The following is a 26,799-nucleotide window of genomic DNA, read 5'->3' as shown; positions in this document are numbered from 1 at the left end:
ACTTCCCCTTTCTCCAACAGCATGTCACAATGTGTTTCTTTTATGTAACAAATCTCTAAATGAGACACCCTTGCCTAAAGACGCTGAAGTCATTTACGCACTAGATGCTCTCACGATAAGCTATAGATGTACAGACAAAAGAATTGGCTTTTCTCTATTATAACATTGCGCGTTACATTATTCGGAGGTGCAGCACATGGCAAAAGGATTAAAGGTTGTCACAATTGGCGGAGGATCAAGCTATACACCAGAGCTTGTAGAAGGATTTATTAAACGATACGATGAATTTCCGATTAGCGAGCTTTGGCTTGTCGATATTGAAGCAGGAAAAGAAAAGCTTGAAATCGTCGGAAATCTTGCAAAACGAATGGTGAAAAAAGCAGGACTTCCAATCGAGGTTCATTTAACATTAGATCGCCGGAAAGCGCTTGCGGGCGCTGATTTCGTTACAACACAATTCCGTGTCGGACTTCTTGAAGCACGTATGAAGGATGAACGCATTCCTTTAAAATATGATGTCATTGGTCAAGAAACGAATGGTCCAGGAGGTCTATTCAAAGGACTTCGCACCATTCCAGTCATTCTTGATATTGTCAAAGATATTGAAGAACTGTGCCCAGACGCATGGCTTGTGAATTTCACCAACCCAGCTGGTATGGTCACAGAAGCCGTTCTTCGCTATTCAAACCATCGCAAAGTCGTTGGCTTATGCAACGTGCCAATCGGTATTCGCATGGGAATCGCCAAAGGACTTGATGTCGACGCAAGCAGAGTCGAAGTCAGCTTTGCTGGATTAAACCATATGGTCTTTGGACTCAATGTATTCTTAGATGGCAAAAGCATCATGGATCAAGTCATCGAAGACATGGCAGATCCAAACTCCAGCATGTCGATGAACAACATTCAAGCCATTCCGTGGAATGCAGATTTCTTAAAAGGGCTTGGCGTCATTCCATGTCCATATCACCGCTACTACTACAAAACAAGTGATATGCTGGCTGAAGAAAAGAAAGCAGCAGAGAATGAAGGAACTCGTGCAGAAGTCGTTCGTGCACTAGAAAATGACCTGTTCGAGCTTTACAAAGATCCTGATCTTGATATCAAACCGCCACAGCTTGAAAAACGAGGCGGTGCTTACTACAGTGATGCGGCTTGTAACTTGATTGCATCCATTTATAACGACAAGCACGACATTCAGCCGGTGAACACCATCAACAATGGTGCCATCAGTGACATTCCAAATGATTCTGCCGTTGAACTGAACTGTGTCATCACAAAAGACGGTCCTAAACCAATCGCTGTTGGCGAGATGCCTGTCGCAGTCAAAGGACTTATTTCTCAAATTAAATCTTTTGAACGTGTTGCCGCTGAAGCAGCCGTGACAGGCGATTACAACACAGCACTTGTCGCAATGACGATCAACCCGCTAGTCCCATCTGATGCGATTGCAAAAAGCATCCTAGATGAGATGCTAGAAGCACACAAAGAATATTTACCACAGTTCTTCAATAAAGTAGAAGCATAAAACAGAACCGCACTTGTCAAAAGTGCGGTTTTCTTATTTCGCTGCAAACAGCCGGTCCATCTGAGCACGATCATAGTCTAATAGCCAGTGCTGTAAGCCCTCATAGACTGGCCGAAGACGCTCAGCATCTGCCGCAATAAGATCACAGCCTCGATCATCATATAAGTGGAAAATCATCTGTTTTGTGAGATTGATGAGATAAATTTCATAACCAAGCTTCCCGTTCATAATTTGATTCGGTGCATAGAAATCCTCTTGGCATATGGCTTGTAGAAGTGGGCGTAATCGGATATCTTGCAGCTGACAAGTTAAGGTAAATCTCTCCAATGTCAGTGGCTCATCTAATTCTGGTCTAACATAGGTCAAAAGCTCGTGACGCAATCGATTGCGTACTTGCTGGCGGACATATTTCTGATAAACTAGGAGCTTTTGCTTCGTTAATTCATGTTCATGCTGCGTATAGACATCCGTGACAAACAGAATATCGTTTTCTGGATCAAAAGCATATCTGACAATTTTCAAAGCACGATCCCCTGCTTTTTCTAATACAACTGATTCTTCTCCTAATGACCAATCTGCCACTTCAAAGCGAAGCCCAAAAGGCCATTGATAAAAAAGGGACGGTGTGAGGATAAGATCAGGGAAATGATTTTTTAAAAATCTATTGGTTTGATGGCTCATTTGCTTTCCTTTCATTGGCTTTATTTCTTATTTTACCGTTGAAACTTATGGGAAAACAATTGGAAATAAACTGTCATTTCTTATATGATGGAAAGAGATGGAGGTGTGACCAATTGAAAAAAACATCAACAAGGTTTTTACAAGTGTTCCTTACAGCACTGATCACTATGTGGGTACAGACTGGACTTGATCAGGCGAACATCATTCATATCACCAATGTATGGGTCGATGCCAGCAGCTGGATCCTTATCTTCTTTGTCATCTACGCACTTTTTGAATGGGCAGCTCACGTCTTAGCAAAACGGAAAACCGCTCATCGCTGAACATCTCTTTTCATAGAGATGTTTTTTGTTGAAATTCCTCTTGCACAAGTTCATGGATGACGCCCATTCCTGCCTGGCTTCCCGCAGCTGCTGCAAGTACAAGCTGAGCAGGGCCGCCTAAATTGTCACCGCATGCAAAGACACCGCTGACGGTTGTACGTCCAAGAATATCTGTTTCAATGCCCGCATTTTTCGTCATTTGACAGCCTAGTTTTTCAGCAAATGGAGCTGACTGCTTGAATTCACTTGCGACAAATCCGCCTTCTCTTTTCACCGTTTCTCCATTCGTAAGGTGTAGAGAGAGCATTTGTCCATTCTCATGATGAATTGACATAATCGGTACATCAGTGACTTGAATAGAATGTGCTGATAGCAGTGCCTTATCCTCTTCAGCAAACACTTGCTGCCCATTCGTAAACACGATCAAATCCTTTGTCCAATTGGAAAGAAGTTTAGCCATATGCAAGGCGCGTGGATTCTCAGCAATTAGGGCAAGCGGCTTGTCCTTTAGCTCCCAGCCATCGCAGAAAGGACAGCTAAACAACGTCTTTCCATACACGTCATGAATTCCCTTAATCTCTGGCAGTATATCCTGAAGTCCTGTTGCCAATATGATTTTCTTCGCTTCGAATCTTTCTCCCTCTTGTGTCAGTAACGTAAAGTTGTCCTCATTGTTTTGTATCTCAACAATTCTGCTTCGCTTTATTTGGATATGAGGGTAGTTTTGAATATCTGCCTCTCCCGCTTGTCTGATCTCAAACGGTGTCATTCCATCGTTTGTAATAAATCCATGTGATTTCTGTGTCACTCGATTTCTTGGCATCTCGTCATCGAATACAATGACCTGTTTTCTGCCCCGCCCCACAACAAGTGCTGCACTTAATCCGGCTGGCCCGCCTCCGATAATGGCACAATCTAATAACATGTAAATCTCTCCTTTTTATCAAAGATTTTAAAGACTCTTAATATCTATAATTAGTTCAAAAAAATCACATGTTGAAAAATGGATTCTTTTCTGTCTGCTCAATTTGGCTTGCAATATCAACTAACCGCTTTTGACTTAACGTCTCCTGCATTTTTGTTTCAACATCCTGCATGACCTGTTCAATCAAACAGTCATCATGAGGCATGAAAGAATCATGCTCTAAAGAACAGCGAAACAAATTCGTTTGCCCTTCTACAGCCTGAATGACGTCTAAAAACGAAATGTCTTCCTTCTGTTTCATAATGGCGTAACCACCTTTTGCACCAGGTGTTGATTCAATCAATCCTGCCTTTACAAGCTTTGTTAAAATTTTAGATAAATAGGTGGGTGAAAGATCTTGCATTTTAGCAAGAGGCTCAACGCCAATTGCTTTCCCCTTCGGCGCAAGAGTTAAAAACACCATCGTATGAAGTGCATAGTTGGTCGCTTTAGAATATTTCATAGGAACATTCCTTTCTATCTATTATAGACCTTTTATATCTGTAATTGATCATAAAAGATTCAAGAAGAAAAAGCAAGTGTTGTGGATCTGTTTCTTTTTTCATTCCACATTTCGCATTTTCTTCCGATAATAAAGGTAAGCACGAATAAAATTTTGATGAAAACTAGAAGGAGTGAAGAAAATGTCAGATCAACAGCACAATGCAGCACACGAAGAAGAAGAAGAGGAATTCAATGTATACGACATGCTTCCGCCCGCAGGAACAATCATTGGTGAAGCAACAGAAGAAGAAATGGAAGCTGCGGCAGCATTAGAAGTGAGACATGTCGCGTTCATGCGCCTTCAAGATATGTTCATTCAATTTGATGGCTCGTCTTACAAAGACTTATTAAAAGACTTCCAAGAATTCGAATATGATTCTACAAAATTCTGGAGAGGTATTGCTAAACGACTTCAAATTCCATACGAATGGCCAATCCGACTCGACCACGCAAACGGCCCTATTTATATTGGTGAAACAGAAGATAGCCGTGAGGTTGAGGAGAGTGCAGAGTAAGGAATTGGGGACCCCCTTTTTGGTGAGGGGGTCTTTTAGTACCAAGTGAAAACCGCTTTGTCGCCATCACAAAAAAAGCGGAATACATCGGTTGAAAAAACAAATAAGCATATGAGCGATGTAACGCCCATATTGCTTATTCTCATGTTATGTTAACTCTGGCCAAAATGCTTTATTTGCCAAAATTAAGTCGTCTAATATATCTTTTGCTACTTTAGCACTCGGCACCGTTTTCGATAATGTGATGGCCTGCCATAGTTTTTGATAGGAACCTTCTTCAAATGCTTCTACTACTAATTTTTCTACGCCAACTTGCTGCTCCATGAGACTTTTTTGAAATCTAGGAATTTCTCCAACCACTAATTTTTCTGGACCGCTGCTGCCAACGATACAAGGAATTTCGACCATGGCTGTTGGGTCAAAGTTCATGATGGCGCCATTGTTCTCTACAATCATCAGCATCCGTTCTTTTTTATTAAAAGCAATGGCTCTTGCTAAATCAACGATATAGGAAGCGTGTTCATCGATGGTTAGCTTTGTTTCCTTCGCACTCCCTTTATCAATGATGGCCTGACATTCACTAAAAACAAAAGCTTCTCGCCCCTCCATCACTTCATTGGCACGCGTGAATTCTATATTTGAATGTGCCACTTCTTCATCTGGAAATAGATAGTATTTCAAATACGTATTCGGTACCGTTTTTGGATCAAGTGCTTGAATATCTTTAGCCTTTTTTAATGTGCTGTTCCAGCTCTTCTGCTGTTCTAGTTCAGATGTTCCATCTGTTGCATAACCATGCTGGCTTACATGCTTAATCACCTCAGGCATTAAGCTATTTCCTGCTTTATCTCTAATATCTGTCCACCAGCCAAAATGATTCAAACCATAGTAATCTACTTCTAGTTCTTTACGTGAAGTTAAGCCTAAATTCTTTGCAATCAATTCTTCGATTCCAATTGGCATATCGCATATATTTAAAATCTTGGAATTCGGTCTTAGCTTACGTGTTGCCTCTGCTACTATCGCTGCAGGGTTAGAATAGTTTAACATCCAAGCTTCAGGTGAGTATTTTTCCATATAATCGACAAGTTCTAATACACCTGGAATGGACCGCATTCCATAAGCTATTCCGCCTGGACCGCATGTTTCCTGTCCGACGACTCCATGCTTCAATGGAATTTTCTCATCTAATTCTCGCATTGCATATTTGCCGACACGGATATGTGCCATCACAAAATCGACTTGAGTAAAGGCTTCTTCCGGGTCCGTGCTTGCCAGTAATCGCACTTCTGGTGCTCGTTCTTTTAACATAATCTCACATGCATCTGCAATCGTTTTTTGTCTAGCTTCATCATTATCATAGAGTTTAATTGTATGAATTGGGAACTCCTCTAGATAGTCTAACAGCATCAAAATGATCCCTGGTGTAAATGTACTTCCGCCTCCAGCAATGGTAATATTAAATGTTTTTTTCATGATATCCAGCTCCTTTTTCAATCTAATGAAAGTTTTGTCTCAAACGACTCTCTCACTTGCGGTACACTTAAGCCAACAATGATTTGAATGCTTTGACCACTCTTAGCCATTCCGTGTGCCCGTTTATTTTTTGTAAAGTATTCCCTATCTTTCACCAAGCTAGGGTCAAACACTGTAATACGCAGACGCGTGGCACAGTTTGTCACATCTTTAATGTTTTCTTTACCGCCAAGGCCTTCTAAGAAATAAACGGCTTTCTCTTCATACTCAGACGCATAAACGGGCGCTTCCTTTTTGTCATGACCCTTTTTATTAGCATTCTCATAATCTTGTTTTGTAAATAGCCTCGTCTCCTCCTCATGTTTTCGTCCTGGTAATGGAATATCAAATTTCACAATCATCCATCTAAATATGACAAAATACAATGCTGTAAATAGACATCCAATCATTGCTTGGATCAGATAAACCCCTCCATGATTTGAAGAGAGCGGAATCCAGTTCAATGCAGCTATTTCAATCAGCCCGGAACCCATCATTCCGACAACACCAAACATATTCATGATTGTCACCATGGTCGCTCCAAGAAGTGCATGTATCACAAATAAATAAGGTGCGAGAAATAGAAATGTAAATTCAAGTGGTTCTGTAATTCCGGCAAATATTGCTGTTAATGTGGCGGGTAACACCAATGCCAAAACCTTTTTTCTATTTTCATTCGGGGTAGAAAAATACATCGCTAGAGCTATCCCTAAACAGCCGAACATCTTAATATTTCCATGCAGTAAAAATCCGTATGGATAAAGATTTTTCAAATCGGAAGTTGAGGTCGCAAATTCATTTAAGTGAGCAATCCAATATGGTTTTAACCCCCCATTTACAGCCGCTGGACCAAACTCAAAAGGTGTATAAATAAAATGGTGAAGTCCTGTTGGAATTAACACCCTTTCCAAGAAATGAAACAGCCAGACACCAATATATCCAGACTGTGACATGAACCCTTGGAGAGATTGAATCCCTTGCTGAACATAGGGCCATACAAAAGCAACGATAAAAGCAATAGGAATCATCACAAAGAATCCGATGATGACAACAAATACAAGCCCCTGGAAAATGCCAAGCATTTCAGGCAGCTTTTGATCATAAAAACGATTATGGATCCAAATCACGATTCCAGATATCATAACCGCACCAATGATACTTGTATCGAGCGTAGGTATACCCGCAATTTCTTTTACACCCGCTACATTCTCGACACCTTGCGATAAATCAACACCAAAAGTGGACGGCCAAAGTGTCAAAATAGCATGAATATAATTGTTAAACACAAGATAAATCATCAAAGCTGCGAGCGTAGCACGTGCTTGCGCTTTTTTTGCAAGAGAGATGGGCAAGCCAATCACAAATGCCAGCTCCATATGATTGAAAATCGTCCATCCCCCGCTTTCAATCAGTGCCCAAACCTTATACCACATCGTATCTTCTGCAGCCATTTCCCCCATAATCGCTGGATTCTTACATAAAGTCGCAAGGCCTACAACAATACCAAAAAACGCGAATAAAAGTACAGGAACTACCATAGCACTACCAAATCGCTTGATTGCATTCATAAGCATAACCCCTTTGTTTGATCCATAAGACCACTGTAAAGGGAGCGCTTTCAAAAACCAATAGGTTTGACGTATTTAGAAATCAAGTTGTAACATTAGATTATATTTTCACAGGAAGAAAATATTTTCATGTTGGAGGGCACATCGCATGATATTGGACAAGTTGGTAAATGAATACTTCGAAGATTTAAATAAGAATGATCTGCACATTATTAAAACGATTCACGATCACCTTGAAGAAATGAAGACAATGAAAATTCAGGATCTTGCTCATTATGCTCATACTTCCATCTCATCCATCCATCGGCTTGCCAAGAAAATAGGCTTCGACGGCTACAGTGACTTAAAGTCTTATGTGAAATTGAATAATCATACTGAAGAAACAACACAAGATTTAATGAAGCTGCTCGATCAAGATATCCAGCAGACAAGGAAATATATGGAACAGTTGGACTTTCATCAATTAAATCAACTGATTGATCGCGCACCGTATATTTATATTTATGGTACAGGAACAGCTCAGCTCGATTTGGCCAATGATGTACAACGACAGTTATGGTCACTGCATAAGAAATCTCAAGTTTTACGAAGTAAGCGAGACTTAACAGATGGAATCGTTGAATTTGGTGAGGATGACCTTTTATTTATCATTTCTTTATCAGGCGAATCGAAGAATTTAGATCAAATCATTCAATTGGTGAAAACGAGACATATCAAATTTATCAGCATGACCACATTGAGGAATAACCTCCTTGCGCAAAATGCCATGTTTAACATCTATGTAAGCAGCACCCCGTTTCCTTTGTATAACAAAGTGGACAACTCCAGCTTTCTGCCATTTTACATTGTGGTAGATATTATCGTCAGAAAATTTAGTGAGTGGAAAAGGAACCAATTGAATAATAGGACTTAAAAATAACAGGTACAGTTTTGGGGTGAAGTGGTGAAATAATTCATTTTGCTTCATAAAAAAGAGAGACACTTTTGTCTCTCTCAAAAAACACCAAAATATTTTTCTGAAATAAGTGATGACTGCTCAATGTTATTCAGCAGTATAATGCCCAGCAAGCAGTTCATCAAACGAATCCGCTAATTTGAAATCCGTCTCATATTCTAGATCAAAGTAATGAATTGGCGGATGCTCCTTTGTTTCTCTGTAATCCAATGCAATCCACGTATGACCATCCCCACAAATCAGCACAAGTCCCTCAGGCAATTCCCATTCTTCTATTAAATAATCACTATCCATAATGCCTTCATTTTTAGCAATTCCTCTTAAATGATCAAATGACACATGATCCTCTGCCCATCCATTCGGCTGGTCCGTTGGAAAAGCATTATGCAAGGTATAACCGCCATTTTGTTCAAGAATAAGTTTCTTATATGTATCAGGCAGGATGACGCCTAGCTTCTTTTCCGCTTTTGCAATTCCTTTCTCATTGATTTTCTTAAATGTCTCTTCACTTTCTCTGTCTTTATCCCAAAATGATTTCAAATAAAATACCTCCAATTGTTATTTCTATCTTATCTTACCATTTGAGACGACTAGTTTAATAGTCCTATTCATAGAAAAAAGAGAAGGGCTTCTCCTCCTCTTTTCAATCGTTATTGTTCTTTATTTCTCGCTTCAAATTCATCCAGCATTGCACGCACTTCATCTGTTGATGATGTGTTCATTAATTGATTTCTTAGGAAACTCGCTCCTCTGAATCCTTTCACATAAATCTTAAAGAAACGGTGCAGTGCCTTGAATGGACGCAAGCCTAGTGATGAATATTGATCATGTAGATCAAGATGCAACCTTAAAAGGCCTAGCAGCTCATCACTCGTATGCTCCTTCTGTTCTTTTTCAAAGGCAAATGGATTATGGAAAATCCCGCGCCCAATCATCACTCCGTCCACTCCATACTGCTCAGCGAGCTTTAAGCCCGTTTGACGATCAGGAATATCACCATTGATGGTCAAAAGAGTATCAGGTGCTACTTCATCACGCAGTTTTATAATCTCAGGAATAAGCTCCCAATGCGCATCCACCTGGCTCATTTCCTTTCTAGTACGAAGATGGATCGATAAGTTCACAATGTCTTGCTCCAAAATGTGTCTAAGCCAATCGCGCCATTCATCGATTTCTGTAAAACCAAGTCTTGTTTTCACACTGACAGGCAGTCCCCCAGCTTTTGCCGCTTGAATCAGCTCTGCCGCAACATCTGGGCGTAGAATCAATCCACTGCCCTTCCCATTTTGTGTGACATTCGGGACAGGACAGCCCATATTAATATCAAGCCCCTGAAATCCTAACTCCGCCATTCCAATGCTCATTTGTCTAAAGTTCTCAGGCTTGTCTCCCCAAATATGAGCAACAATCGGCTGTTCATCCTCTGTAAACGTTAAACGCCCTTTCACACTTTGAATCCCATCCGGATGGCAATAGCTCTCGCTGTTCGTGAACTCTGTAAAAAACACATCAGGTCTCGCCGCCTCACTCACAACATGACGAAACACAACATCTGTCACTTCTTCCATTGGTGCTAATATAAAAAATGGCCGTGGTAAATCACGCCAGAAATTTTTACTCATCTTTCATCCAATTCCTCTCATGACATAGCGCCTTAAAGGGCATGTCCTTCTATAAAGTCATTCAACAATTTTTATCATTATATACTTTAATATGAACCGGGCAAAATTGCAAAAGAGGAAATTTGGTGATGAAGTAGGGTTTAATGCTGATTTGATCATTAAAATATTGGTTTTATGACTAAAGACTACAAAAAAACATCCTAATTTCGTGAAAACCTCGAAATCAGGATGTTTTTTTCAGTCGAATTATACTTATAACCTTAACTCGTCGCACCTTCCAACAAATATCTATTCGTTATCTGACCTTAATGTCAGAAAGAATATAAGTGACGGCGGTTTAGATAATTGCAACAGACGATACTGATTACTACTCCTTCTCAATTCTACAGAAGCACCTTAATCATAGCTTATGACGTTAATTCTTTATGATAATATCCTTAAATTCCTTTTTCCTTGAAAGTTCTATGAAAGAATCCATAATTAATTTACGAGTGCGTAGAACTCGGGTGTCCGTTTTTGATTGAGTCACTTCGCTACCCCTCCTACTTTTCCATATGATATGTGTTGTATATCAAACTCATCGGACTATTATTATTGATAATTATTCATATGACTTCAGATTTAAATTTAAAGCAAATATAATGTATTGCATATTTGAACAGCAAAACGAAAAAAAGAGTCATCCAAAATAATTTCAAGAGGAATGTCCATGGTCAAAATTGGTATTATCACTGGAATTAAAAGGAATTAAAAGGAATTAAAGAGATGATATTCAATTGGCCGAAAAGGATAAAATCAATTGCAGACAAGAGAACGGATGCTGAATATAAGTTTAAGATCGTTACATGAGGATTAAGATCTTATTTTTTACAGACAGACAAGATGGCAGACCAATTTATCCTCGTACTTTAAGTGACAATAGAGCGACTAAAGAATCAGCTCTACCAGAATACGCATTCATGATTGGCATCATACATATAGAACGTCTTGGTCATTCAGATTGGTAACTTTTACTCCCTCGTAATGCCGAAAATTAAAGCTAAATTCGGTATTTATATGAAAATTTGAGGTTAAGGTCAAAAAGGATAATGGCTCTTTATCCCTTATTATTTAAGAGATAAAGAGGTCACACATTCTACATGTGGTAAGTGCTGATGATAGGCAAAATAAGAGTATGTAGTAGAAATTACAAAATCTATACTTAGCCAAAATAAATATCTTCGAAACTTTCAACTATCTAAAACTAACCGATCCCATTTACCAAATAAATAATCAACAATTCCTTCTTCATTCTTATCTGATTTTAAGGTTAATAAAGTTTTTATATCATTATCATCAAGAAATAAGATATACTTTCTGTCCCTATTCATTGAGTCTTTACAACGCTTTATAAGTAATTCTATATTATCAACTTTTCGGCATACTAATATACCAAACTTTCCTGTTGTTTCTCCTAATCTACCTAATAATTGGTCAATTTCTGGATTTGTAGGATCATTAGTGTAATTTTTGCATTCTATGAATATTTTAGGACAAAATATTTTATATCTATCTCTTATATGTCCAAAAAATCCTTCTGTGTCAAAGTTATCGAAAACGATATCTATTCTTTTCCTTCCTTCATGTTGAATCACCTCTTTTTTACCTCTTTTTAAACTTTCTTGAAAAATTCCGTTTAAACATTCAAAAATTAAATTATGATATTGATTAGCTGAATCACGGCCTGCTTTTATCGTATCTATGTTACGTATCAATGTATTAAAATCCACATTAGCTATTTGATTAGTGGTAGGTTGACTTTGTTCTCTTATTAATGAAAATAACTTTATAAATTCATTTTGATTAATTGATGATTGGTTTTCTCTATAAAAATCAAATAAAGAAATTATATGGTAAGCCGCTGGAGAAATATTAATAGAATCTATAAAATCTAATACATATTTTAAAAGATTACTTTTTTCTTCATTAGAATTTACAGCCAAGTCCTTCATTAACTCAATTATTGAATTCCAAATCTCCTCCCTTACTTGAATAGAAAAACTAGATAGTTTCTCTACATCAGGTGGTATTAATAGATATTCTATAGCATAGTCACGTGAGAATTTTGCTTTAATTCCTATAAGATTTGAAATTAATATCTTTCCATTGCCTAAAGCTTCTTCCATCGGACTACTAGAGAAGTCTTCAATTTCATCATTGTAAACATTCCATCCGTCCTGATTTCCTGTATGATAAGAAAATCCATTTTCGTCTATAGTTGCATAAACAAGATGATATTCTATAGCTCCTGTACTAAACCAATAAATTCTTATTCCTTTACAACGGTATATATATTTGTATTTTCCAAAAGCAGCACCATAAATCCCATCTTTTAAAATTATACCTGGTTCATCAAATAACGTAACTTGTTTATTTTTTTTATGTGACGCTGCGCCTATAGCAATTTTCAAGCCCTCTAATAATTTTTCCTCAGTGTCTATTGTCTTATCCATAGGAAAAGATATAGATTCTGCAATTTCATCAAAAACATTAGATGCGAGTAATGCTTTATGAATTTCTATTAAATCTTTTCGATTTATCTCATTATTATTTTTCCAAGCATTTTCAATGATTCTTGTAATAGCACCATTTGTTAAAACATCTGGTTGTAATATATATCCTTCCAAAAGTCACCTCTTATAGCATTTATAAATTCCACTCGGAATTTTCTTACATTATTTTCATATGTTCTATACGTATAGCAGATTGATTAATTAAATCAATTTGCCAACGTTTCCATTTAAAATTAAGATTACCTATCATTGCAACTCTATGTACTTTATTAATATCAACTACGTCTTTATTTCCCCCTCTGTAAATTTGTGTTCTATATTTCCATTGCCCAAGTTTATTCAAAGTCCATAACTTTAATAGATAATATTTGTAACTTTCCCCACCATCATTTACTTTTTCTTTTTCAACTACCTCTAATTTTACTTCCCCATAAAATAAATAAAGATTCGTTCCATCAGACTCATCAATCCAACTCGATAAGCTTTTTCTTCTGAGTGATTTTAACTCAATAACATCTTTTTTTACTTCAGGGATTAACATTGGACTAGAGTTGTTTTTACTATTAGAGATATTGTTTTTAATTAAGATATTAGATTTTTGATTTTTCACTTTAAATAACATATGCATAATAGAATTTAACTTATCTTGAATTTGACCATTAGTTAATCCTTTAACATAATTTTGAATCGTTGTCTTAGAAGCATATTCGTATATATATGAGCAAGTATCGTCATGAGAAGATGACGGTTTCTTTTTTAAATGCGCTCTTTTACCAGACGTTTCTCTCACTAAAAACAATTCTGCTTTTTCGCACTCTGGACAAAACATAGCCCCTTCAAAAGGAGTGTAATTACCATGATTTTTTTTTGAATAATCCACTACATCTTTAACATTACAGGTCCTACCCGTCTTACTATAATAAAATTCTTCAAAGCTTTTAGGTTTGGCCATTATATCACCTTTATCGTAATTATTTAAAATGCTTTATTCCTTAAAATGACAAATGTCTTTTATCTTAACTTTTTCAGTTGCACTAATAATTCCTACACTATATTTAGCCCTTGTTAGAGCAACATAAAATTTAGCTAAAGTAGTTTCATCTAAATCTAACTCCCCAGATTCCATATACTTTTCCATCTTAATCGTAGGTTTTATAAGCACCCTATCAAATGTTAAACCTTTTGAATCCCCAAAATTAATCGCTTTGGGTAAGACCGTTCTAGCGTCGTATCTTAAACACTGTGGATTATATCTTTGAATATACTCTTCCAGATTATTTGGATGAACAATAAATACGCCATCGTGTCCAGTTCGTTCTTCATTTGTTGATACCGTACTAGCCATACCCTCGAATAAACTATCAGCGAAATCACATATCAACTGATTGCATCTGTGGCTAATATTTAAACTCTGATCAACCTCACAGATGTTTGTTCTTTCTATAAAGTAATCAATAATATTTATGCCTTTATATTTTTTGTTCTTATTAGTATTATTTGTTGCATAAGTTGCTTGTCTAATATCACCTACAAATAATACATTTATAGTAGAATGCATTAAAAAATTAAATATCTCTAAATCATAGCCTGCCATATCTTGTACTTCATCTATAAAAATAGAGTTATATAATTCGCTAATACGATTAATATTCTTATACTCAGTATTTTGCGCAATTAACTCTGCTAATTCAGAAAGTCTATCCTTGTTAACTTCATTTTTTGCATTTAAAAAATAAGCCTTAATGTTAGTTTTCGTTGCAAATCTATTAATAGGTCCTGCAGGGAAATATACACCTTCTATAAATTCTTCATAAATGAAATTTTGATATGGTCTTATTAAGTCGGATAATAAAAATGTATACCAGCTTTTCACCATAATATGATTTGGTATAAATCCATTTAACTCTATAATTTTTTTCTCAATCTCTTCACGATTCTTATTAGTATATGTAACAATCAAAGTCTTTTTGGGAGTATTATTAAGAGCTTCTTTCACTATATATGTTGTTTTTCCGGAACCAGCAGCTGCGACAATTACTTTATTCTTCAATTGCATCTAATATATACCTCGGCATTTGAATAATTTGGTCAGATTCAAATATCTTTAATGCATACTTTGTTTTATTGTTTAGCATATACTCTAACAAACGTTCATCTGTGTATTCAGGATGAGCTAAAATCTCTTTAATTACCGATAGATTTTGTTCGTTGGCCTCAACAATATTTGGCTCAAGTGTTTTTAGCGTTTCATCTGAACCATAGTAGATTTTCACTAAATTATTTGATGAATATTCTTCGTACTTCTTATGAATATTTTGTTCAATGTTTCCATCATTATCTGTAATTATCGTTATTTCTTTTTGAAGGTTAGCGGATATCTCTATAAACCTTTTAAAGGACAAACCATCTATACAAAATACATCCACACCATCTTCTAAAGGTAATTTCCCATATAAATCTTTGTAGGCTCTTTGTACTATTAAATCTTCAGATGGCCCCTCTACTAAAATAACTTTTCGGCTTAAAACAAGGCGCAGCGTATCATATCCAGGCAACCTAATAAAGAACTCTCTAGTTTCCTCTTCAAGATCATTGAATGTTGTAATTTCCTTATCGTTTGATAGTAAAATCATCTTTCCAATGTCTAATTTATTTAAAATAAAACTACTATGCGTTGTAATTATTAATTGTTTACTTTTATTCTTAGTTTTGATTACGTTTAATAATTTATTTAAATTTGAAAGTGATAAATGATTTTCTGGCTCTTCAATTAAGACTACCGCTTCTACATCTGTATTTGCTTCTAATGCTAATTTCATTTTAATAGCACTTTGTTCGCCTTTCCCTATGTAATCAAATGGAACTTCATCTAAATATGCAGTAATAATTTTGTCCCAATTAGATTTGTTCGAGATATCGACCGATACATTTAAATTTTTATCAGTAATATCTCCCTTCTTTTCATTTAAGTTTTTATTTATTGTTGAAATGGATTGGTTTTCTGAAAACGTTTCTTTTAACTTTCTATAATGAACAGTTAATTCAGTGCGTTGTGAAGGTTCTAAGGAGTCATTTAAAATTTTGTGCAGGTATATATCTGTACCATTTTGATATTTCGAAGTGGATGTATCTATTAATGTCGATCTGGCAGGTATACTTCTTGAAGTTAGACTATTCCCAGCAAAAGATCGCCAAACTACTTTGTAATATTCAATTGGTAACGTTTTAATTGTACTTACATCTTGAATATAAGCTTCGTACTCAGCTTGGTATGTTGAATCAAATTCAACGCTTATAGAGACCCCTGGAGTATCAATTCTTAATAAGTTATTTGTCCCTTTTAATTCACTGTATATGTTGTTTAGGTTATCAAAATATAATTCAACATTGATTTTAGGTAATTCGGCTTGTGGATTTGTTAATAATTGCTGTAAATACGTTCTTACGCTATTAATGTTAAACAGATATGGACTTAATTCGTTGTGAAGCAGCCTGTTATTCAATTGACCTGTCAAAGCTAAATTTATAGCTTCTAATAATGTTGATTTACCAGTTTCATTATCTCCAATGATAATATTTAAATCAGGATTTAAATTTAATTCAAAGTCTTCGTAAGATTTGTAGTTCTTGATTTTCAATTTATTAATCATATGAGCACCTCAACTTAATCTAAACATAATCACTATTATATCACCTAAAAGAATAATCATTAACAAATTTTACAATAATCTGAAAATAAATTATATCAGATATAGGTAGACCAATTTGGATGACTTTCTAAAATTTCATTTAATTTTCAGGAGGTTTTCGATGGTAGGGTTAAAAAATGATGCATGTGGAGTCAATCCAGTAATTCGAATAAGAAAAAGTCTGTGTTAATCTTTAAGTATAACTACTTATTTATTTACTTTTTGCCTTTTTGTTTAACGATTTCTTAGGTTCTTTGGGGACCACCTCTTTTTAACAATCTATTTTTCATGGGGCAGACGGCCATTAAAGGTGCATTATCGCACTTCTAAACCGTCTGCTTTTTATGTTTAAACAAATATCAAGTTAGTATTCCAAAGCCACATCCGAGTATTATACATGTAAAAAACATGTTTAACTTAGGATTTGTCAACTAGTTCAAGTAACGCACAGCACTCCACATGACTCGTATTAAACATCTTCCTCGTCAATATTTTTCGACTTTCGCAACCGGTATAAATTAATATCTTAATAATCATGTAGGAGAATATACGTTCGCAAACTTTCGCAAACTTTTAGATCAAATGTGGTCAATTTTGTGGTCAGTGGTCAAAAAAAGCCGTCCTTTTGGGCGGCCAAGTTGTGAGTAATATAAGAAGTTAATCATTGAAATATACGAATTTTTTAAATCCCGTTTCCGCGGGTAAACCGTATACTTTAATTATACACCACACTTAGACACCGAACAAACATTCTGTTAAAATGTTCTTGGTGGTGATGATATGACTGATCTCGAAAGAAAGATATATCGAATCATTTATAATATGAGCCGGTTTCGTAAGAACCCAACAATGGATGACCTTAAAAGAAAAACAGGGAAGGATGAGCCGACGATTCGTAAGGCGGTTAAGAACCTTGTATCCCGTAAAGAATTGACTTGGGATAAGGATAAGAAGGAATGGATAATATAAAAAAGCCTAATAACTCTTAGGCTTTAATTAGTTTGTTGAAGTTCGTAATCCTCATCAAAAATTAATGAGAATTCCTCATTTAATATTATAAATGATTCTAACAAACGCTGATAAAAAAATGCATCCAATTTTTCAAAATCAAAATTTTCATCAGCCATTTGAAGAGCATCGACATATTCTGATTTCGCTTCGTATGGAATATATATTGGTGGTAAGTTTTTCAATTTTAATAACCAATTTGAAAAAGCTCGAATAATCCTTCCATTACCGTCTTCAAAAGGATGAACTTTTGTCAATTCATGATGAATCACAGTAACTTTTGACACATAATCTGAAATTGACAAATTATCTTTTATATTCAAAATACCTTCAATGTCTTTACAAATAAGATGTATATCTTGTTCTAGTCTATAGTATGGAGAAGTTTGTATGCTTGCACCAGAAATCATATTATCAATTTTTCTGAATACCCCCATATCATCTGCATGTGGAGATAGACAAAACAAGGTTTTATGTAATTCTAAAAGTGAAAAGCGGTCTGGGACTTCGCTGAAATTTTTTCTTTTAATATAATCATACATGAAACTATGACCTATAACCTCACCGCGATCCCCTTCTTTAAACCTCTCATAGTATTTGCTTCCCTTACCTTTAAGCCTAAAATCTGTAAGCAACTCAGCAACTTCTTCTAAATTGACATCTAACCCTTCCAATCTGCTATCATTAAAAACTAACTCATGTTGAATTTTCAACCATAAATGAGTATTTTTCTCTGAAGGAAAGTATTCATAGTCATCTATTATACTTCGTAAAAAATCTTTGTGACCTATTTCCCCTAACTTTTCTGTTACCCGAACTGTCGAAAAAAAACTTTTTTTTAATTCAAAAGATAATTTACCAAACTTATATAGAGTCCACATAACAGATTGATAGCTTGTACCAAAAATATGACACAGAGAAAAAGCATCAAAGGGATCTACATAGCCATCTTCATTAGCAAGTTTATCCGCTTCTATAATGAAGTATTTCTTTGGCATTAGTAATCTAGACGCAAAATTATTAGCAAATTGCTCAATTGGGTCCTTACTATTCTTAGGACATAACACATCTTGGTCATAATCTTTAATATGATGACAAAGTTCATGTGCCGTAGTAAACCTTTGTCTTGCATAAGGACGATTTTTGTTAATAAGCACAGCTGCTGGTGCTGCTAAATCTTCACTTTCTGGTGAATATACGCCTTCTAACTTGTCTAAGTCTCTAAACTCATAAAAAACCCCAAAATCCTTTAACATTTTAAATATGTTAATAGGGAACTTTGGGGGATCGTCTTTAAAATATATTTTTAAAACGTTATTGGCGAGTTTTTCAGCTGAATATCCGTACTGAGAATAGCCATCTCTTAATTCTTTAATTGCATCAGTAATCAATTGAGGACTAGCTCCTTATCTCTTTTTTTTCCCAATTTCCTCTGGAAATTTTTAAATTCAGCTATTTGTCTTTTGTCATTATCAGTGATTTCCTCATCATCTGTTCTTGCTAAGACTTGTGTATCTTCTACTTCTTCTACATATAAATATTGCTCTTTAACCCCTAGAGCTTTAGACAAGAGAGCGATTCGATCACTATTTAAATCCAAATAGCCCGCTTCAAACATTACATATTCACTTAATTCTACTTCAAGTAAATCTGCCATGTATGTTTCTCTAAGGTGTAGATTTTCTCTTAATCGTTTAACTTTTTCAGTTATAATCTTTTTCATTTCAATGCACCACCTTAACATCATTTGTGTGCCATAATCATAAGTTTATCCATTTAATAATAGGTGAAAATGTTTCTTTTGTCTAGGCACAGTACTCTCCATTTTCCCATTATTTATACATCTGTTTTTCAGTATATGCTTGAATACTTAAATATTTACTTAATCATTCTTCATAAGGACGGAATTTTTTTCGGCCTTCTTCCAAGTCTTTTTTTAGCAGAACAATATCTGATTTTAAAAACAAAGTCGTTTTCCCCACTCTTTTTATCGGCTGTATTCGATCATTATTTATTAATTGACTCATACGCTGCTTGTTTATCTTTAAAATCTCCTGTGCTTCTGATGAGGTGAGGACCTCGTTTTTCATGAAGTCCTCAACTTGCTGACGGTTCTTCAAATGATATTCCATGTTATTTTCTCCTTACGTCTTTGATGATTACAAAAAGCGTTGCAAGTATTAAAGCCGCCATGCTTACCGTTGTGAAAGTATTTGTCCATATTGAACGCGTTACAATTGAAGCTGCGCTCAAGAGGATCATAAAGAAGATCAATTGTTTTTGGTTCATATTATATGCTAGACTGGTTATAATTATATTGAGAAGCGAGCGATTAACTCGCTTCCCCAGTGTTAGTCCTTCTTATTATCTTTGTTTGCGTCGTGTGATTGTTGGGCAATCCACGCTATAGATGCAACGTAAAAGATGATTTGAAGGACTTTTATCATGTTGTCTAGCATTTCCTCACCTCCTATATTTATTATACTATAACTATAGACTTATGTCTATAGTTTAGACAAAAAAAGACCTCCCTTTTAGAGAGGTTTTTTCGCTTTTATTTCAATGCTTTTTCAATTGCTTTCTTTGTTTTCGGTCCATAAATGCCGTCAGCAACAAGCCCATGCATAAGCTGGAACCGTTTCACTGCATCCGCTGTTTTCGGTCCGTAATAGCCATCAACGCCGTTGTTTTTTGCTCCCTTTTCAGGATAGAAGAAAAGAGCGGCTAGGGCTTCCTGTACGGCTTTTACTCCCGCTCCCTTCGTAAGAGGCTTTGTAACTTTTAGAATGCCAGCAGGTAGGTTATATGTCTTTTTAGAAGTTGTTTTAGGCTTAACTGTGCTTTTTGATGGTGATGATTTAACCGGCGTTGTCTTGATTGGTTTTGCAGAAACTTTATTTGAAAGTAATGACACTAAGACAGGACGCTTACCCGCTTGAAGCTGTGATAAAGTCAAACCGCCCATCATTTCAAGGTGTGGGTAATCTTTAAAGCTCTTCCAGTCTCCCCCCCATGAAAACCCTAGTGATTTACCGATTTGCGCTACTCGGCGCCATTTCTCGTTAACTGTCCAAAGCGCTTTTTTTCCATCCGCACTTAATAGAACGTAATCAATCGCTAAACCATAGTTGTGATTTGATTGACCACCCTTAGCATTGGTAACAATCTTCCCAGGAGCGGTACGACCTTGAGCGTAAAGCTTGTTTTGTTCTGCAAACGAACGGTAGCCAGAAGTAATCTGTACATAGATGCCTTCTTTATAAGCTCGCTTGATCATTTCAATTGCACTTACTTTTACAACACTGTGAATGCCAGCACCCATATTCCTAACCGAACGATCTATAAGAGTTTGCAATCCAATTTTTTCAGCCATGTTCATTCTCCTCTGAATTCATTTTTAAAAACAAAAAAAGCCGCCTGGGGCAGCTCTTATTTTGTTAATCCTTTTTGTTTCAATGTTTCTTTCTGAAGCTGCCCTTTAGATGTCACATAGTTGTTTTTAAACCATGCGATAATGGCTGTAACTATCGTAAAAATGGTGGAACCTGCTACATATAGTGACTCACCAGCGGTTTGTACTTGCTCCTCACTAATCGGCAACGCCGTCTGTCCAAACATCACAAGCGTTTGATTAATAAAAGCAATTAAAAGAAGCACCGTGCGGATCACAGTGCCTTTGTCAAAGTTTTTCATATTCAATTCCCCATTTCTTTTATTTTAGATTTCTTTCGATTTTATCGAGCTTATCAATGACAACGTCGTACTTCTCACTAAACTTTGCTAACACATCATTTTGCGCTTCGATTTGTTCATTGAGTTTGTTCTCACGCTCTTTTGTCGTGTTCAATACATAAAACAGCACCCAACAAAAAAGAACCGCAAAGGGTCCTTGTGTCATCAAATATTGAGCCAAATCCATTTCCACCATAATCACCTACTCCCTCACTTGATCACCCCCCTTAAAGAAGGCAAAATAAAAAGCCCCTTTAGGCTTCGTACTGTTCTCCCGTTATTTCTTGATAGTCTTCTTTGTTAATCCAACCGATTTCTACATAAAAGGCAATATCCTCTGGGCCATAACACTTCCAGTCCCAGAACTGCTTTATATCCGCAACTGTTGGATATATCATGATTTTTCACCACCCTTTAATTGCTGAATCTCTGTCATGAGTTGAGCCAATTGTTTCGCCATTTGTGCTTCACGCAGTTTGGCTGCAGCTGATTCCTTTGAAAGCTGGCTCAATTGTTTTGTTAAAACCGCATTTTGCTGTTTTAGTAAATCAATATCATACGGCGGTTGCTCTATTTGTAAGCTATCAATGTACTCCTGGGTTGCCGACTCGCTCCATGTTTTGCTTGTGGGATCGTATTCTGCTGAATATAACCCGTCTTGGGGTTGAACGTCTGTAAACCCCTCTGGAACTTCCGCATCATTAGGGATTTCTGAATCTGCGCCCCGTATATACTTGAAATTTTCATCATAGGCGTATATAGGTTTCATATGGTTCACTCCTTTGCCTTAAACATGCAATTTACTACAATGAACTCAGTATTGCTGGATGTATCTTGTATGCAGAAACGTCCATCGGTTGCGATATATTGTCTACTCTTTTGAGGTCCTTTAAATCCACCGGTGCTTGATGCGACCCCAAGATTATAGAAAGGAGAATCTGGTTCGCATCCTTTCGGTAACATAAACGCTGGAACATCACCTAATGTTCCTCCGGCAATTGCGCCCTTAACAGTTACATTTCCCATCGCATCTTTTCCAACGCGAACCCGATAATCATTATTGACTTCAGACTTATATGTTTTCCATCCGTTTTCGATCGTGGGGTACTTCCAATTGAGTTTTGCATCTCCGCTGGTTATAATCCTCTCCCACCCTTTGAAACCTTGAGCATGGAATGTACCAATCCAAGTTATGTTATCAAATGATCTTGTAACGATAATACGTTTATATACTACTTCGTTTTGTTCATAGGCTGTCTCCAACACATCGATGTAATAGAAACTCGTATCATTGTCTACTGGTGCATTCAACAATTGAGCTCCCATGTATGGACCTGTCGGTAATTTGAATATATCGGTACCATTTGGAACCCTTGCAACTCTACCATCGTTTGGAGTAAGCCTATATAACTGACCATTATTCCATTTGTTTTTTTCAACTTCAGAAGTGTGTAATTTTTTATCGCCAACATGATTATCAAAATCAATTTTTGAAGCCTGCTTAATATTTTCGACATTATCTAACCCGACTTGTGATTTCGTGACAGCATGTGGATTATTTTTCGCGTTAGAATGTGCCGCTATTTCATTCGATAAAACTTTTAAAGCTGCTGTAACTTCAGTTGTTGTTGCCGCTCCACTTTGTAATTCCTTTAAAGCCTCATAGGTTCCATTCATATACCAGTTGAACCAATCGGCAGGCGGATGATCTAGTGGTTTAAAGCCCTCGCTAATTTTACTTTGTGGAGGCTTTTGACCTGCATTGTCCCATTGTGGTAACTCCTTTGTAAAAGCCATGCTTTCCCTCCTTATTAGATTGGTAGTGGATAATCATCCTCTGGTTCAAAGATGCCACCTAATGTCCCACCATCAGTACCATCAGATGAAAACCCGAATTGGCTTGTCTCGATTTCATCAGGAATAGATGAAAAACTAAATGTTCCATTAAGATTGATATAGGCCACCCGTACACCAGCTGCTACAGTTTTTTGCACAATAGATGAAAATTGCGTGGCAGACATGCCAACTTTATTAAGTGCTTCAAGCGGTGCCTTTTTCACAATGATGGCAGCAGGCTCATCTTCGTTATCTTCCTTCACTGTGTAAATATTAATCTCTTCATATGCACAATTCAAAGTCTTGGCAAGTGCTTCTATAATACGATTTGTTGTTCCATCAGAAATGTTCCGTGCTACTTTGCCACGGATCAAGACCCGATATATTTCGTCTGTGGCCCTGCCTCTATTTTGTGCAACGTTGTCACCTATTAGATCCAGACCGCGACCTTTTGCGTTATCTAAATCACGCCATTTTTCTGCGGTTGCCAGCGTCTTCCTCACTGCGGTAAGTTGTTTATCTACAATTAAAAAAAGCTTTCCGATGTTGCTCTTCTCATCTTTCTGAAAAGCATCGGTCAGCTTGCTGATTAAGTCCTTAATCATACATGTACCACCTCGATTTCCGAGAAGAGAACTTGCGCCACTTGCTTAGGCTCAATTTCGATGTTTGACTGGCTGAGAGTATCAGAACTTTTTCCGATCTTGATGACAACATCATCAACACCGGCCACTTGATACACAGCATTATATAGTTGAGACAAGATAACATCGTCACCCATTTGAGATCCAGTGAATGAAGATCCCGATTTGTCCACACCACCAATTTTATATACAACATTATTCTTGATCAGATCATCCCCATCAATGGGGAATGATGCATTTGTCTTTAATTCAAGACGGACATAGATTTTGACCTCTTGAGCGAAATCAAAATTGACTTGATGATCAATGCCGCTTAAATCAGTAATGACAACAGATTGATTACCTACTGTTTCAATGCCTGCCGCTACACTATTAAAAAGTGAATCAGCCACATTTTCTTTTATACCGCCAAGTACATACGCATGAATACTTTTCGGTGGATTACCGTCAGCATCTACTTCCATTGTGTTATTCATCACCACATTAGCTGAACGGACCCCAGATGTTTTTATCAGTGCCGCAATGACCCCGCTGTGTGTAGATGCGGAACTGCCTTCTACTGATCTTTTAATTCGTGTACGATACTCCGAATCTATTTCAATATCGGAACCGCCGGCGGCCGCTTCTGGATTGGTCACAGTTTTGATGTTTTCCGTTGGTTCAGCTTGTACAGTGATTGTATCAGCTGCAACGTTGTTCATTGCTCCTTTATCGACTGATATGACCTCAACTAAAGCTTTCCCGTTATTATCAATTATTGCTTCCTCAAGCACCTCAAAATAAATATCAGATTCCGTTGCAAACTGGGTTTCTTCTTCAATGATGTGACCCGGCTCACCTTCAATTTCAAGCGTCGCATAAGATTCACTTGCCGGCTCTCTTGAAATGCCGTTGTTATTTCCAAGTCTATCAAGCTGCACTCCCTCAGATTTGCTAACAAAGCCGCTGTTATATACTCTTTCAGCTATGTCCCAAACGCCTGCTAGAAACCACGCAATGATTCTAAAGATGATTCCAAGAGGTGTGCGACTTGATGTATTTACATCCTCCCCGAACTGTTCCTTTGCCTTATCTTCCATTTCGTCTACAATGTCTGAATATGTTTTTCGCTGGAAGCCATTTTCATTCAACAACATCAACACCCCCTAACTGTAACTCTTGGCCGTCTTCTTCTTTGATCAATTTTAGTTTGATACGACTGGAGCGTGCTTTTCGATCAAACTGAAATTCTATATCTTCTACTGTGGCAATGCGTTCTTCTTGAGCTATTGCCTCAATAATGTCATATTGAGCTTCTTCTTCATCAAGATTTTTACCGAGAAGATTTTCACGCTCGACTCCTAAAAACTCATCTAGTTCAAACTCTCCTAAACTTGTTTTCAAGATCATTTCTACAGCTTGTGCAAGCTCTTCATCGCCTTCGATCATTTCTAGTTCCCCATCTTTGAAATTAATATCACCATTAACCAGTTTTAAAGTTTTCATCCGTCATACACTCCAATCACTACAGCATCCGTTATATCGTGTGTTCGGGTGCTATCGGGATCAAAAGGTCTGTTTGTTAAATTATCAAGCGCCCTATCTGCAAATGATAGGAATACCATCGCTCCAACCTTCATATCTGGCTCGACATGCTTTAACACAAGGGCGTCTTGTATCAATGGTTGTTCATATAAAGTGTCGTCGTCAGCCGTCATAAAGAGCGGTTTTACATCTGCCGTATGACTGACAGCATCGTAAGAAACGACCCTACCAGGAGCGCAAACATGAATAGAATGCTTGATCCCTTTTATAAGATTATCGAAAAAATTCGTATCTGACGCCATTAGATCACATCCGCTTCTGTGTAAAAATCGTTCCCATCAAACACATGCTTACCCTTTTTAACACGATACTTTCCGTTGGCCGTTTTGCTCTTAATGATAATAATTGAAGCGGTGGTTATGCGGTGCTGCAATAAGCATTTAACCGAGTACCCTTTCAACTTTTCATCCTCAAACGCTTCAGGAGAGTCAAGCAAACCTGTTGATTCTTTCAATTCAAACCGCTCATCATCCCCTTCTGTAATGGATCTGATAACAAGACGGCCGCGCCTGTAATACAAAGAAGCACCACAATCATGTACAACTTCTTCTAGCTTTTTTTCTATTGACCCAGTTACGGTGTAGCCTTTTTTGTATACCTTATTTCTAGGCAAAGACAACTTCGCAAGTTTTATATCAAGAATGCGGATCAAACGCTTTATAATCGTGCGGGCTGTTGTTCCTTTTTTAAAGGTGATTTTCATAGATTGTTTTCTGTATTTCGCCTCACGGACTGTTTTGTACTTAATCGTTCGTGTGCTTTTGCGGACAGAAGTCTTACCTGATTTCAACTTGTAGATTTTTTTCGTTTCAACCTTTAATGGTTTCTTCAGTTTATACCGCTTGTTGACGTAATATTTCACAGGAGCATCAGCGGTATTTTGATCAACCTTAATATGAGAGTAATCGTCTCCCTCTTTCATGAAAATTGAAGTGATTTTATCGACCCCTGTACGCTTCGTCAGTACCTTTGTAACCTTTCCGATGGCTAATACCCCAAAGTCACTTTTATACCCCGCCTGTACGGTCATAGTAGCGCCTTTTTTAATTTTGTTGATAGTGCTGCTACTTAGATTGAAAATCTCAACCTTTGTTTCATTTGGTTTCGCATCATCATCGAACGGAACTTCAAATCTCACTTCTAAATCTTTATAATCAAAGGTTCCTTTATAAGAACCGTTATCAATCGTCACTTTTACAATCCGACCAAATAACAGCTTATTATTATTCGTCGCCATCTTCCTCACCTTCCTCGCCAACATCGTCAATATACAGAAACACAGTTTTCATGAAGTTTTCTGATGAAAGCCGAGTTTCTGTATTTGATTCGTCTAACGGTACTAACGAAGGAGCCGGCAAACGATCATCTATAATGTCATCCCATAACGGCACATTTAAGATCATTTTCTCACCTAGTACAATTGGATCCATATCCATGTCATAAAGGTCGATAGAATAACTGTCATCCGTATCGTTATAATTGATTTGAAAAACAAATGTGCTGTCAGCTAAGTCGATCTCAAACTGTTGCGGAATGTCTTCTATATCAATTGGAATATAGTCTCTCGTTGCCATTTTGCTCC

30 protein-coding genes and 2 pseudogenes are annotated in these 26,799 nt (G+C 36.9%); 5 read left to right on the top strand and 27 right to left on the bottom strand.

Annotated elements, in window-relative coordinates; genetic code table 11:
* Window positions 1-196: 196 nt before the first annotated feature.
* The gene (locus ACP7A0_RS12760) at window positions 197-1,525 is read left to right on the top strand and encodes a 6-phospho-beta-glucosidase (protein WP_034664592.1); all 1,329 of its coding nucleotides are present in this window, start codon (window positions 197-199) and stop codon (window positions 1,523-1,525) included.
* Between the two features lie 33 nt (window positions 1,526-1,558).
* On the opposite strand, the gene ACP7A0_RS12755 is transcribed toward ACP7A0_RS12760, so the two are convergent.
* Window positions 1,559-2,221, bottom strand: a complete 663-nt coding sequence (locus ACP7A0_RS12755) for a DUF3885 domain-containing protein (RefSeq protein ID WP_426005396.1) — start codon at window positions 2,219-2,221, stop codon at window positions 1,559-1,561.
* A gap of 98 nt (window positions 2,222-2,319) precedes the next feature.
* Between ACP7A0_RS12755 and ACP7A0_RS12750 the strand changes: the two genes are divergently transcribed.
* Window positions 2,320-2,529 (top strand): hypothetical protein, encoded by a 210-nt coding sequence (locus tag ACP7A0_RS12750; protein ID WP_106039464.1) that lies wholly within the window; start codon window positions 2,320-2,322, stop codon window positions 2,527-2,529.
* A gap of 10 nt (window positions 2,530-2,539) precedes the next feature.
* Here ACP7A0_RS12750 and ACP7A0_RS12745 read toward each other — a convergent pair whose 3' ends face one another.
* Together ACP7A0_RS12745 and ACP7A0_RS12740 are read right to left on the bottom strand one after the other, a co-directional pair.
* Window positions 2,540-3,454 (bottom strand): NAD(P)/FAD-dependent oxidoreductase, encoded by a 915-nt coding sequence (locus ACP7A0_RS12745; RefSeq protein WP_426005394.1) that lies wholly within the window; start codon window positions 3,452-3,454, stop codon window positions 2,540-2,542.
* Window positions 3,455-3,518: 64 nt separating this feature from the next.
* Window positions 3,519-3,956 carry an Rrf2 family transcriptional regulator gene (locus tag ACP7A0_RS12740; protein ID WP_034664606.1) on the bottom strand — a complete coding sequence of 146 codons (438 nt, stop codon included), beginning with the start codon at window positions 3,954-3,956 and terminating at the stop codon, window positions 3,519-3,521.
* A 181-nt stretch (window positions 3,957-4,137) separates the two neighbouring features.
* Here ACP7A0_RS12740 and ACP7A0_RS12735 point away from each other — a divergent pair, with 181 nt between their 5' ends.
* Window positions 4,138-4,512 carry a hypothetical protein gene (locus ACP7A0_RS12735; protein WP_106039467.1) on the top strand — a complete coding sequence of 125 codons (375 nt, stop codon included), beginning with the start codon at window positions 4,138-4,140 and terminating at the stop codon, window positions 4,510-4,512.
* A gap of 147 nt (window positions 4,513-4,659) precedes the next feature.
* Here the strand turns inward: ACP7A0_RS12735 and ACP7A0_RS12730 are convergent, their stop codons facing one another.
* Window positions 4,660-5,988 carry a 6-phospho-alpha-glucosidase gene (locus ACP7A0_RS12730; RefSeq protein WP_375567034.1) on the bottom strand — a complete coding sequence of 443 codons (1,329 nt, stop codon included), beginning with the start codon at window positions 5,986-5,988 and terminating at the stop codon, window positions 4,660-4,662.
* Between the two features lie 17 nt (window positions 5,989-6,005).
* Window positions 6,006-7,595, bottom strand: a complete 1,590-nt coding sequence (locus tag ACP7A0_RS12725; protein ID WP_375567033.1) for an alpha-glucoside-specific PTS transporter subunit IIBC — start codon at window positions 7,593-7,595, stop codon at window positions 6,006-6,008.
* Between the two features lie 148 nt (window positions 7,596-7,743).
* On the opposite strand from ACP7A0_RS12725, the gene ACP7A0_RS12720 reads away from it, so the two are divergent.
* The gene (locus ACP7A0_RS12720) at window positions 7,744-8,508 is read left to right on the top strand and encodes a MurR/RpiR family transcriptional regulator (RefSeq protein WP_060595719.1); all 765 of its coding nucleotides are present in this window, start codon (window positions 7,744-7,746) and stop codon (window positions 8,506-8,508) included.
* A gap of 132 nt (window positions 8,509-8,640) precedes the next feature.
* Here ACP7A0_RS12720 and ACP7A0_RS12715 read toward each other — a convergent pair.
* The 7 genes and pseudogenes from ACP7A0_RS12715 to ACP7A0_RS12685 all read right to left on the bottom strand — a co-directional run.
* A pseudogene (locus ACP7A0_RS12715) lies at window positions 8,641-9,090 on the bottom strand (SMI1/KNR4 family protein); the annotation flags it as partial.
* Window positions 9,091-9,200: 110 nt separating this feature from the next.
* Window positions 9,201-10,172 carry a tRNA dihydrouridine synthase gene (locus ACP7A0_RS12710; protein WP_060595718.1) on the bottom strand — a complete coding sequence of 324 codons (972 nt, stop codon included), beginning with the start codon at window positions 10,170-10,172 and terminating at the stop codon, window positions 9,201-9,203.
* A 418-nt stretch (window positions 10,173-10,590) separates the two neighbouring features.
* Window positions 10,591-10,701: pseudogene (locus tag ACP7A0_RS12705) on the bottom strand (TetR/AcrR family transcriptional regulator); the annotation flags it as partial.
* Between the two features lie 700 nt (window positions 10,702-11,401).
* A complete protein-coding gene (locus tag ACP7A0_RS12700) occupies window positions 11,402-12,838 on the bottom strand; it encodes a hypothetical protein (RefSeq protein ID WP_375567031.1) in 1,437 nt (478 codons plus the stop codon).
* Between the two features lie 43 nt (window positions 12,839-12,881).
* Window positions 12,882-13,676, bottom strand: a complete 795-nt coding sequence (locus ACP7A0_RS12695; RefSeq protein ID WP_066031197.1) for a hypothetical protein — start codon at window positions 13,674-13,676, stop codon at window positions 12,882-12,884.
* Window positions 13,677-13,709: 33 nt separating this feature from the next.
* The gene (locus ACP7A0_RS12690; RefSeq protein ID WP_375567029.1) at window positions 13,710-14,780 is read right to left on the bottom strand and encodes a UvrD-helicase domain-containing protein; all 1,071 of its coding nucleotides are present in this window, start codon (window positions 14,778-14,780) and stop codon (window positions 13,710-13,712) included.
* Window positions 14,764-16,374: an ATP-dependent nuclease gene (locus ACP7A0_RS12685; protein ID WP_375567028.1), complete on the bottom strand. Its 1,611-nt coding sequence runs from the start codon at window positions 16,372-16,374 to the stop codon at window positions 14,764-14,766. Before ACP7A0_RS12685 ends, ACP7A0_RS12690 begins: the two co-directional genes overlap by 17 nt.
* Window positions 16,375-17,193: 819 nt before the next feature.
* Here ACP7A0_RS12685 and ACP7A0_RS12680 point away from each other — a divergent pair.
* On the top strand, window positions 17,194-17,382 hold the full coding sequence (locus tag ACP7A0_RS12680) for a hypothetical protein (protein WP_426005389.1): 189 nt from the start codon (window positions 17,194-17,196) through the stop codon (window positions 17,380-17,382).
* Between the two features lie 23 nt (window positions 17,383-17,405).
* Here the strand turns inward: ACP7A0_RS12680 and ACP7A0_RS12675 are convergent, their stop codons facing one another.
* From ACP7A0_RS12675 to ACP7A0_RS12605, 15 genes are all read right to left on the bottom strand, one after another.
* Window positions 17,406-18,812: an ImmA/IrrE family metallo-endopeptidase gene (locus ACP7A0_RS12675; protein WP_426005387.1), complete on the bottom strand. Its 1,407-nt coding sequence runs from the start codon at window positions 18,810-18,812 to the stop codon at window positions 17,406-17,408.
* Window positions 18,809-19,144 (bottom strand): hypothetical protein, encoded by a 336-nt coding sequence (locus tag ACP7A0_RS12670; RefSeq protein WP_426005385.1) that lies wholly within the window; start codon window positions 19,142-19,144, stop codon window positions 18,809-18,811. The genes ACP7A0_RS12675 and ACP7A0_RS12670 overlap by 4 nt, the downstream gene beginning before the upstream one ends.
* Window positions 19,145-19,307: 163 nt before the next feature.
* Window positions 19,308-19,553: a helix-turn-helix domain-containing protein gene (locus tag ACP7A0_RS12665; protein ID WP_426005383.1), complete on the bottom strand. Its 246-nt coding sequence runs from the start codon at window positions 19,551-19,553 to the stop codon at window positions 19,308-19,310.
* Between the two features lie 422 nt (window positions 19,554-19,975).
* A complete protein-coding gene (locus ACP7A0_RS12660; RefSeq protein WP_426005381.1) occupies window positions 19,976-20,794 on the bottom strand; it encodes a M15 family metallopeptidase in 819 nt (272 codons plus the stop codon).
* A gap of 56 nt (window positions 20,795-20,850) precedes the next feature.
* Complete coding sequence (locus ACP7A0_RS12655) at window positions 20,851-21,114, bottom strand: phage holin (protein WP_426005379.1); 264 nt, start codon at window positions 21,112-21,114, stop codon at window positions 20,851-20,853.
* Window positions 21,115-21,133: 19 nt separating this feature from the next.
* On the bottom strand, window positions 21,134-21,346 hold the full coding sequence (locus ACP7A0_RS12650; protein ID WP_034620157.1) for a BhlA/UviB family holin-like peptide: 213 nt from the start codon (window positions 21,344-21,346) through the stop codon (window positions 21,134-21,136).
* Between the two features lie 61 nt (window positions 21,347-21,407).
* Complete coding sequence (locus ACP7A0_RS12645; RefSeq protein ID WP_008361281.1) at window positions 21,408-21,551, bottom strand: XkdX family protein; 144 nt, start codon at window positions 21,549-21,551, stop codon at window positions 21,408-21,410.
* Window positions 21,548-21,922, bottom strand: coding sequence for a hypothetical protein (locus ACP7A0_RS12640; protein WP_426005377.1), 375 nt, complete (start codon window positions 21,920-21,922; stop codon window positions 21,548-21,550). The genes ACP7A0_RS12645 and ACP7A0_RS12640 overlap by 4 nt, the downstream gene beginning before the upstream one ends.
* A 5-nt stretch (window positions 21,923-21,927) precedes the next feature.
* Entirely contained in the window at window positions 21,928-22,950 is a 1,023-nt protein-coding gene (locus ACP7A0_RS12635; RefSeq protein ID WP_426005375.1) for a hypothetical protein, read from the bottom strand.
* 14 nt (window positions 22,951-22,964) lie between these two features.
* Window positions 22,965-23,594, bottom strand: a complete 630-nt coding sequence (locus tag ACP7A0_RS12630; protein ID WP_426005373.1) for a hypothetical protein — start codon at window positions 23,592-23,594, stop codon at window positions 22,965-22,967.
* Window positions 23,591-24,769, bottom strand: a complete 1,179-nt coding sequence (locus tag ACP7A0_RS12625; RefSeq protein ID WP_426005371.1) for a baseplate J/gp47 family protein — start codon at window positions 24,767-24,769, stop codon at window positions 23,591-23,593. The genes ACP7A0_RS12630 and ACP7A0_RS12625 overlap by 4 nt, the downstream gene beginning before the upstream one ends.
* Window positions 24,756-25,118: a DUF2634 domain-containing protein gene (locus ACP7A0_RS12620; protein WP_426005369.1), complete on the bottom strand. Its 363-nt coding sequence runs from the start codon at window positions 25,116-25,118 to the stop codon at window positions 24,756-24,758. Before ACP7A0_RS12620 ends, ACP7A0_RS12625 begins: the two co-directional genes overlap by 14 nt.
* Window positions 25,115-25,459, bottom strand: a complete 345-nt coding sequence (locus ACP7A0_RS12615; RefSeq protein WP_426005367.1) for a Gp138 family membrane-puncturing spike protein — start codon at window positions 25,457-25,459, stop codon at window positions 25,115-25,117. Before ACP7A0_RS12615 ends, ACP7A0_RS12620 begins: the two co-directional genes overlap by 4 nt.
* On the bottom strand, window positions 25,459-26,454 hold the full coding sequence (locus ACP7A0_RS12610) for a phage protein (RefSeq protein WP_426005365.1): 996 nt from the start codon (window positions 26,452-26,454) through the stop codon (window positions 25,459-25,461). The genes ACP7A0_RS12615 and ACP7A0_RS12610 overlap by 1 nt, the downstream gene beginning before the upstream one ends.
* Window positions 26,441-26,791 (bottom strand): phage baseplate plug family protein, encoded by a 351-nt coding sequence (locus tag ACP7A0_RS12605; RefSeq protein ID WP_426005363.1) that lies wholly within the window; start codon window positions 26,789-26,791, stop codon window positions 26,441-26,443. The genes ACP7A0_RS12610 and ACP7A0_RS12605 overlap by 14 nt, the downstream gene beginning before the upstream one ends.
* Between the last annotated feature and the right edge of the window lie 8 nt (window positions 26,792-26,799).

It is taken from the genome of Bacillus sp. DWP3-1 (assembly GCF_049896565.1).
In the GTDB taxonomy this organism is placed as follows: domain Bacteria; phylum Bacillota; class Bacilli; order Bacillales; family Bacillaceae; genus Bacillus.
This window is presented reverse-complemented; position numbering and strand designations above follow the sequence as displayed.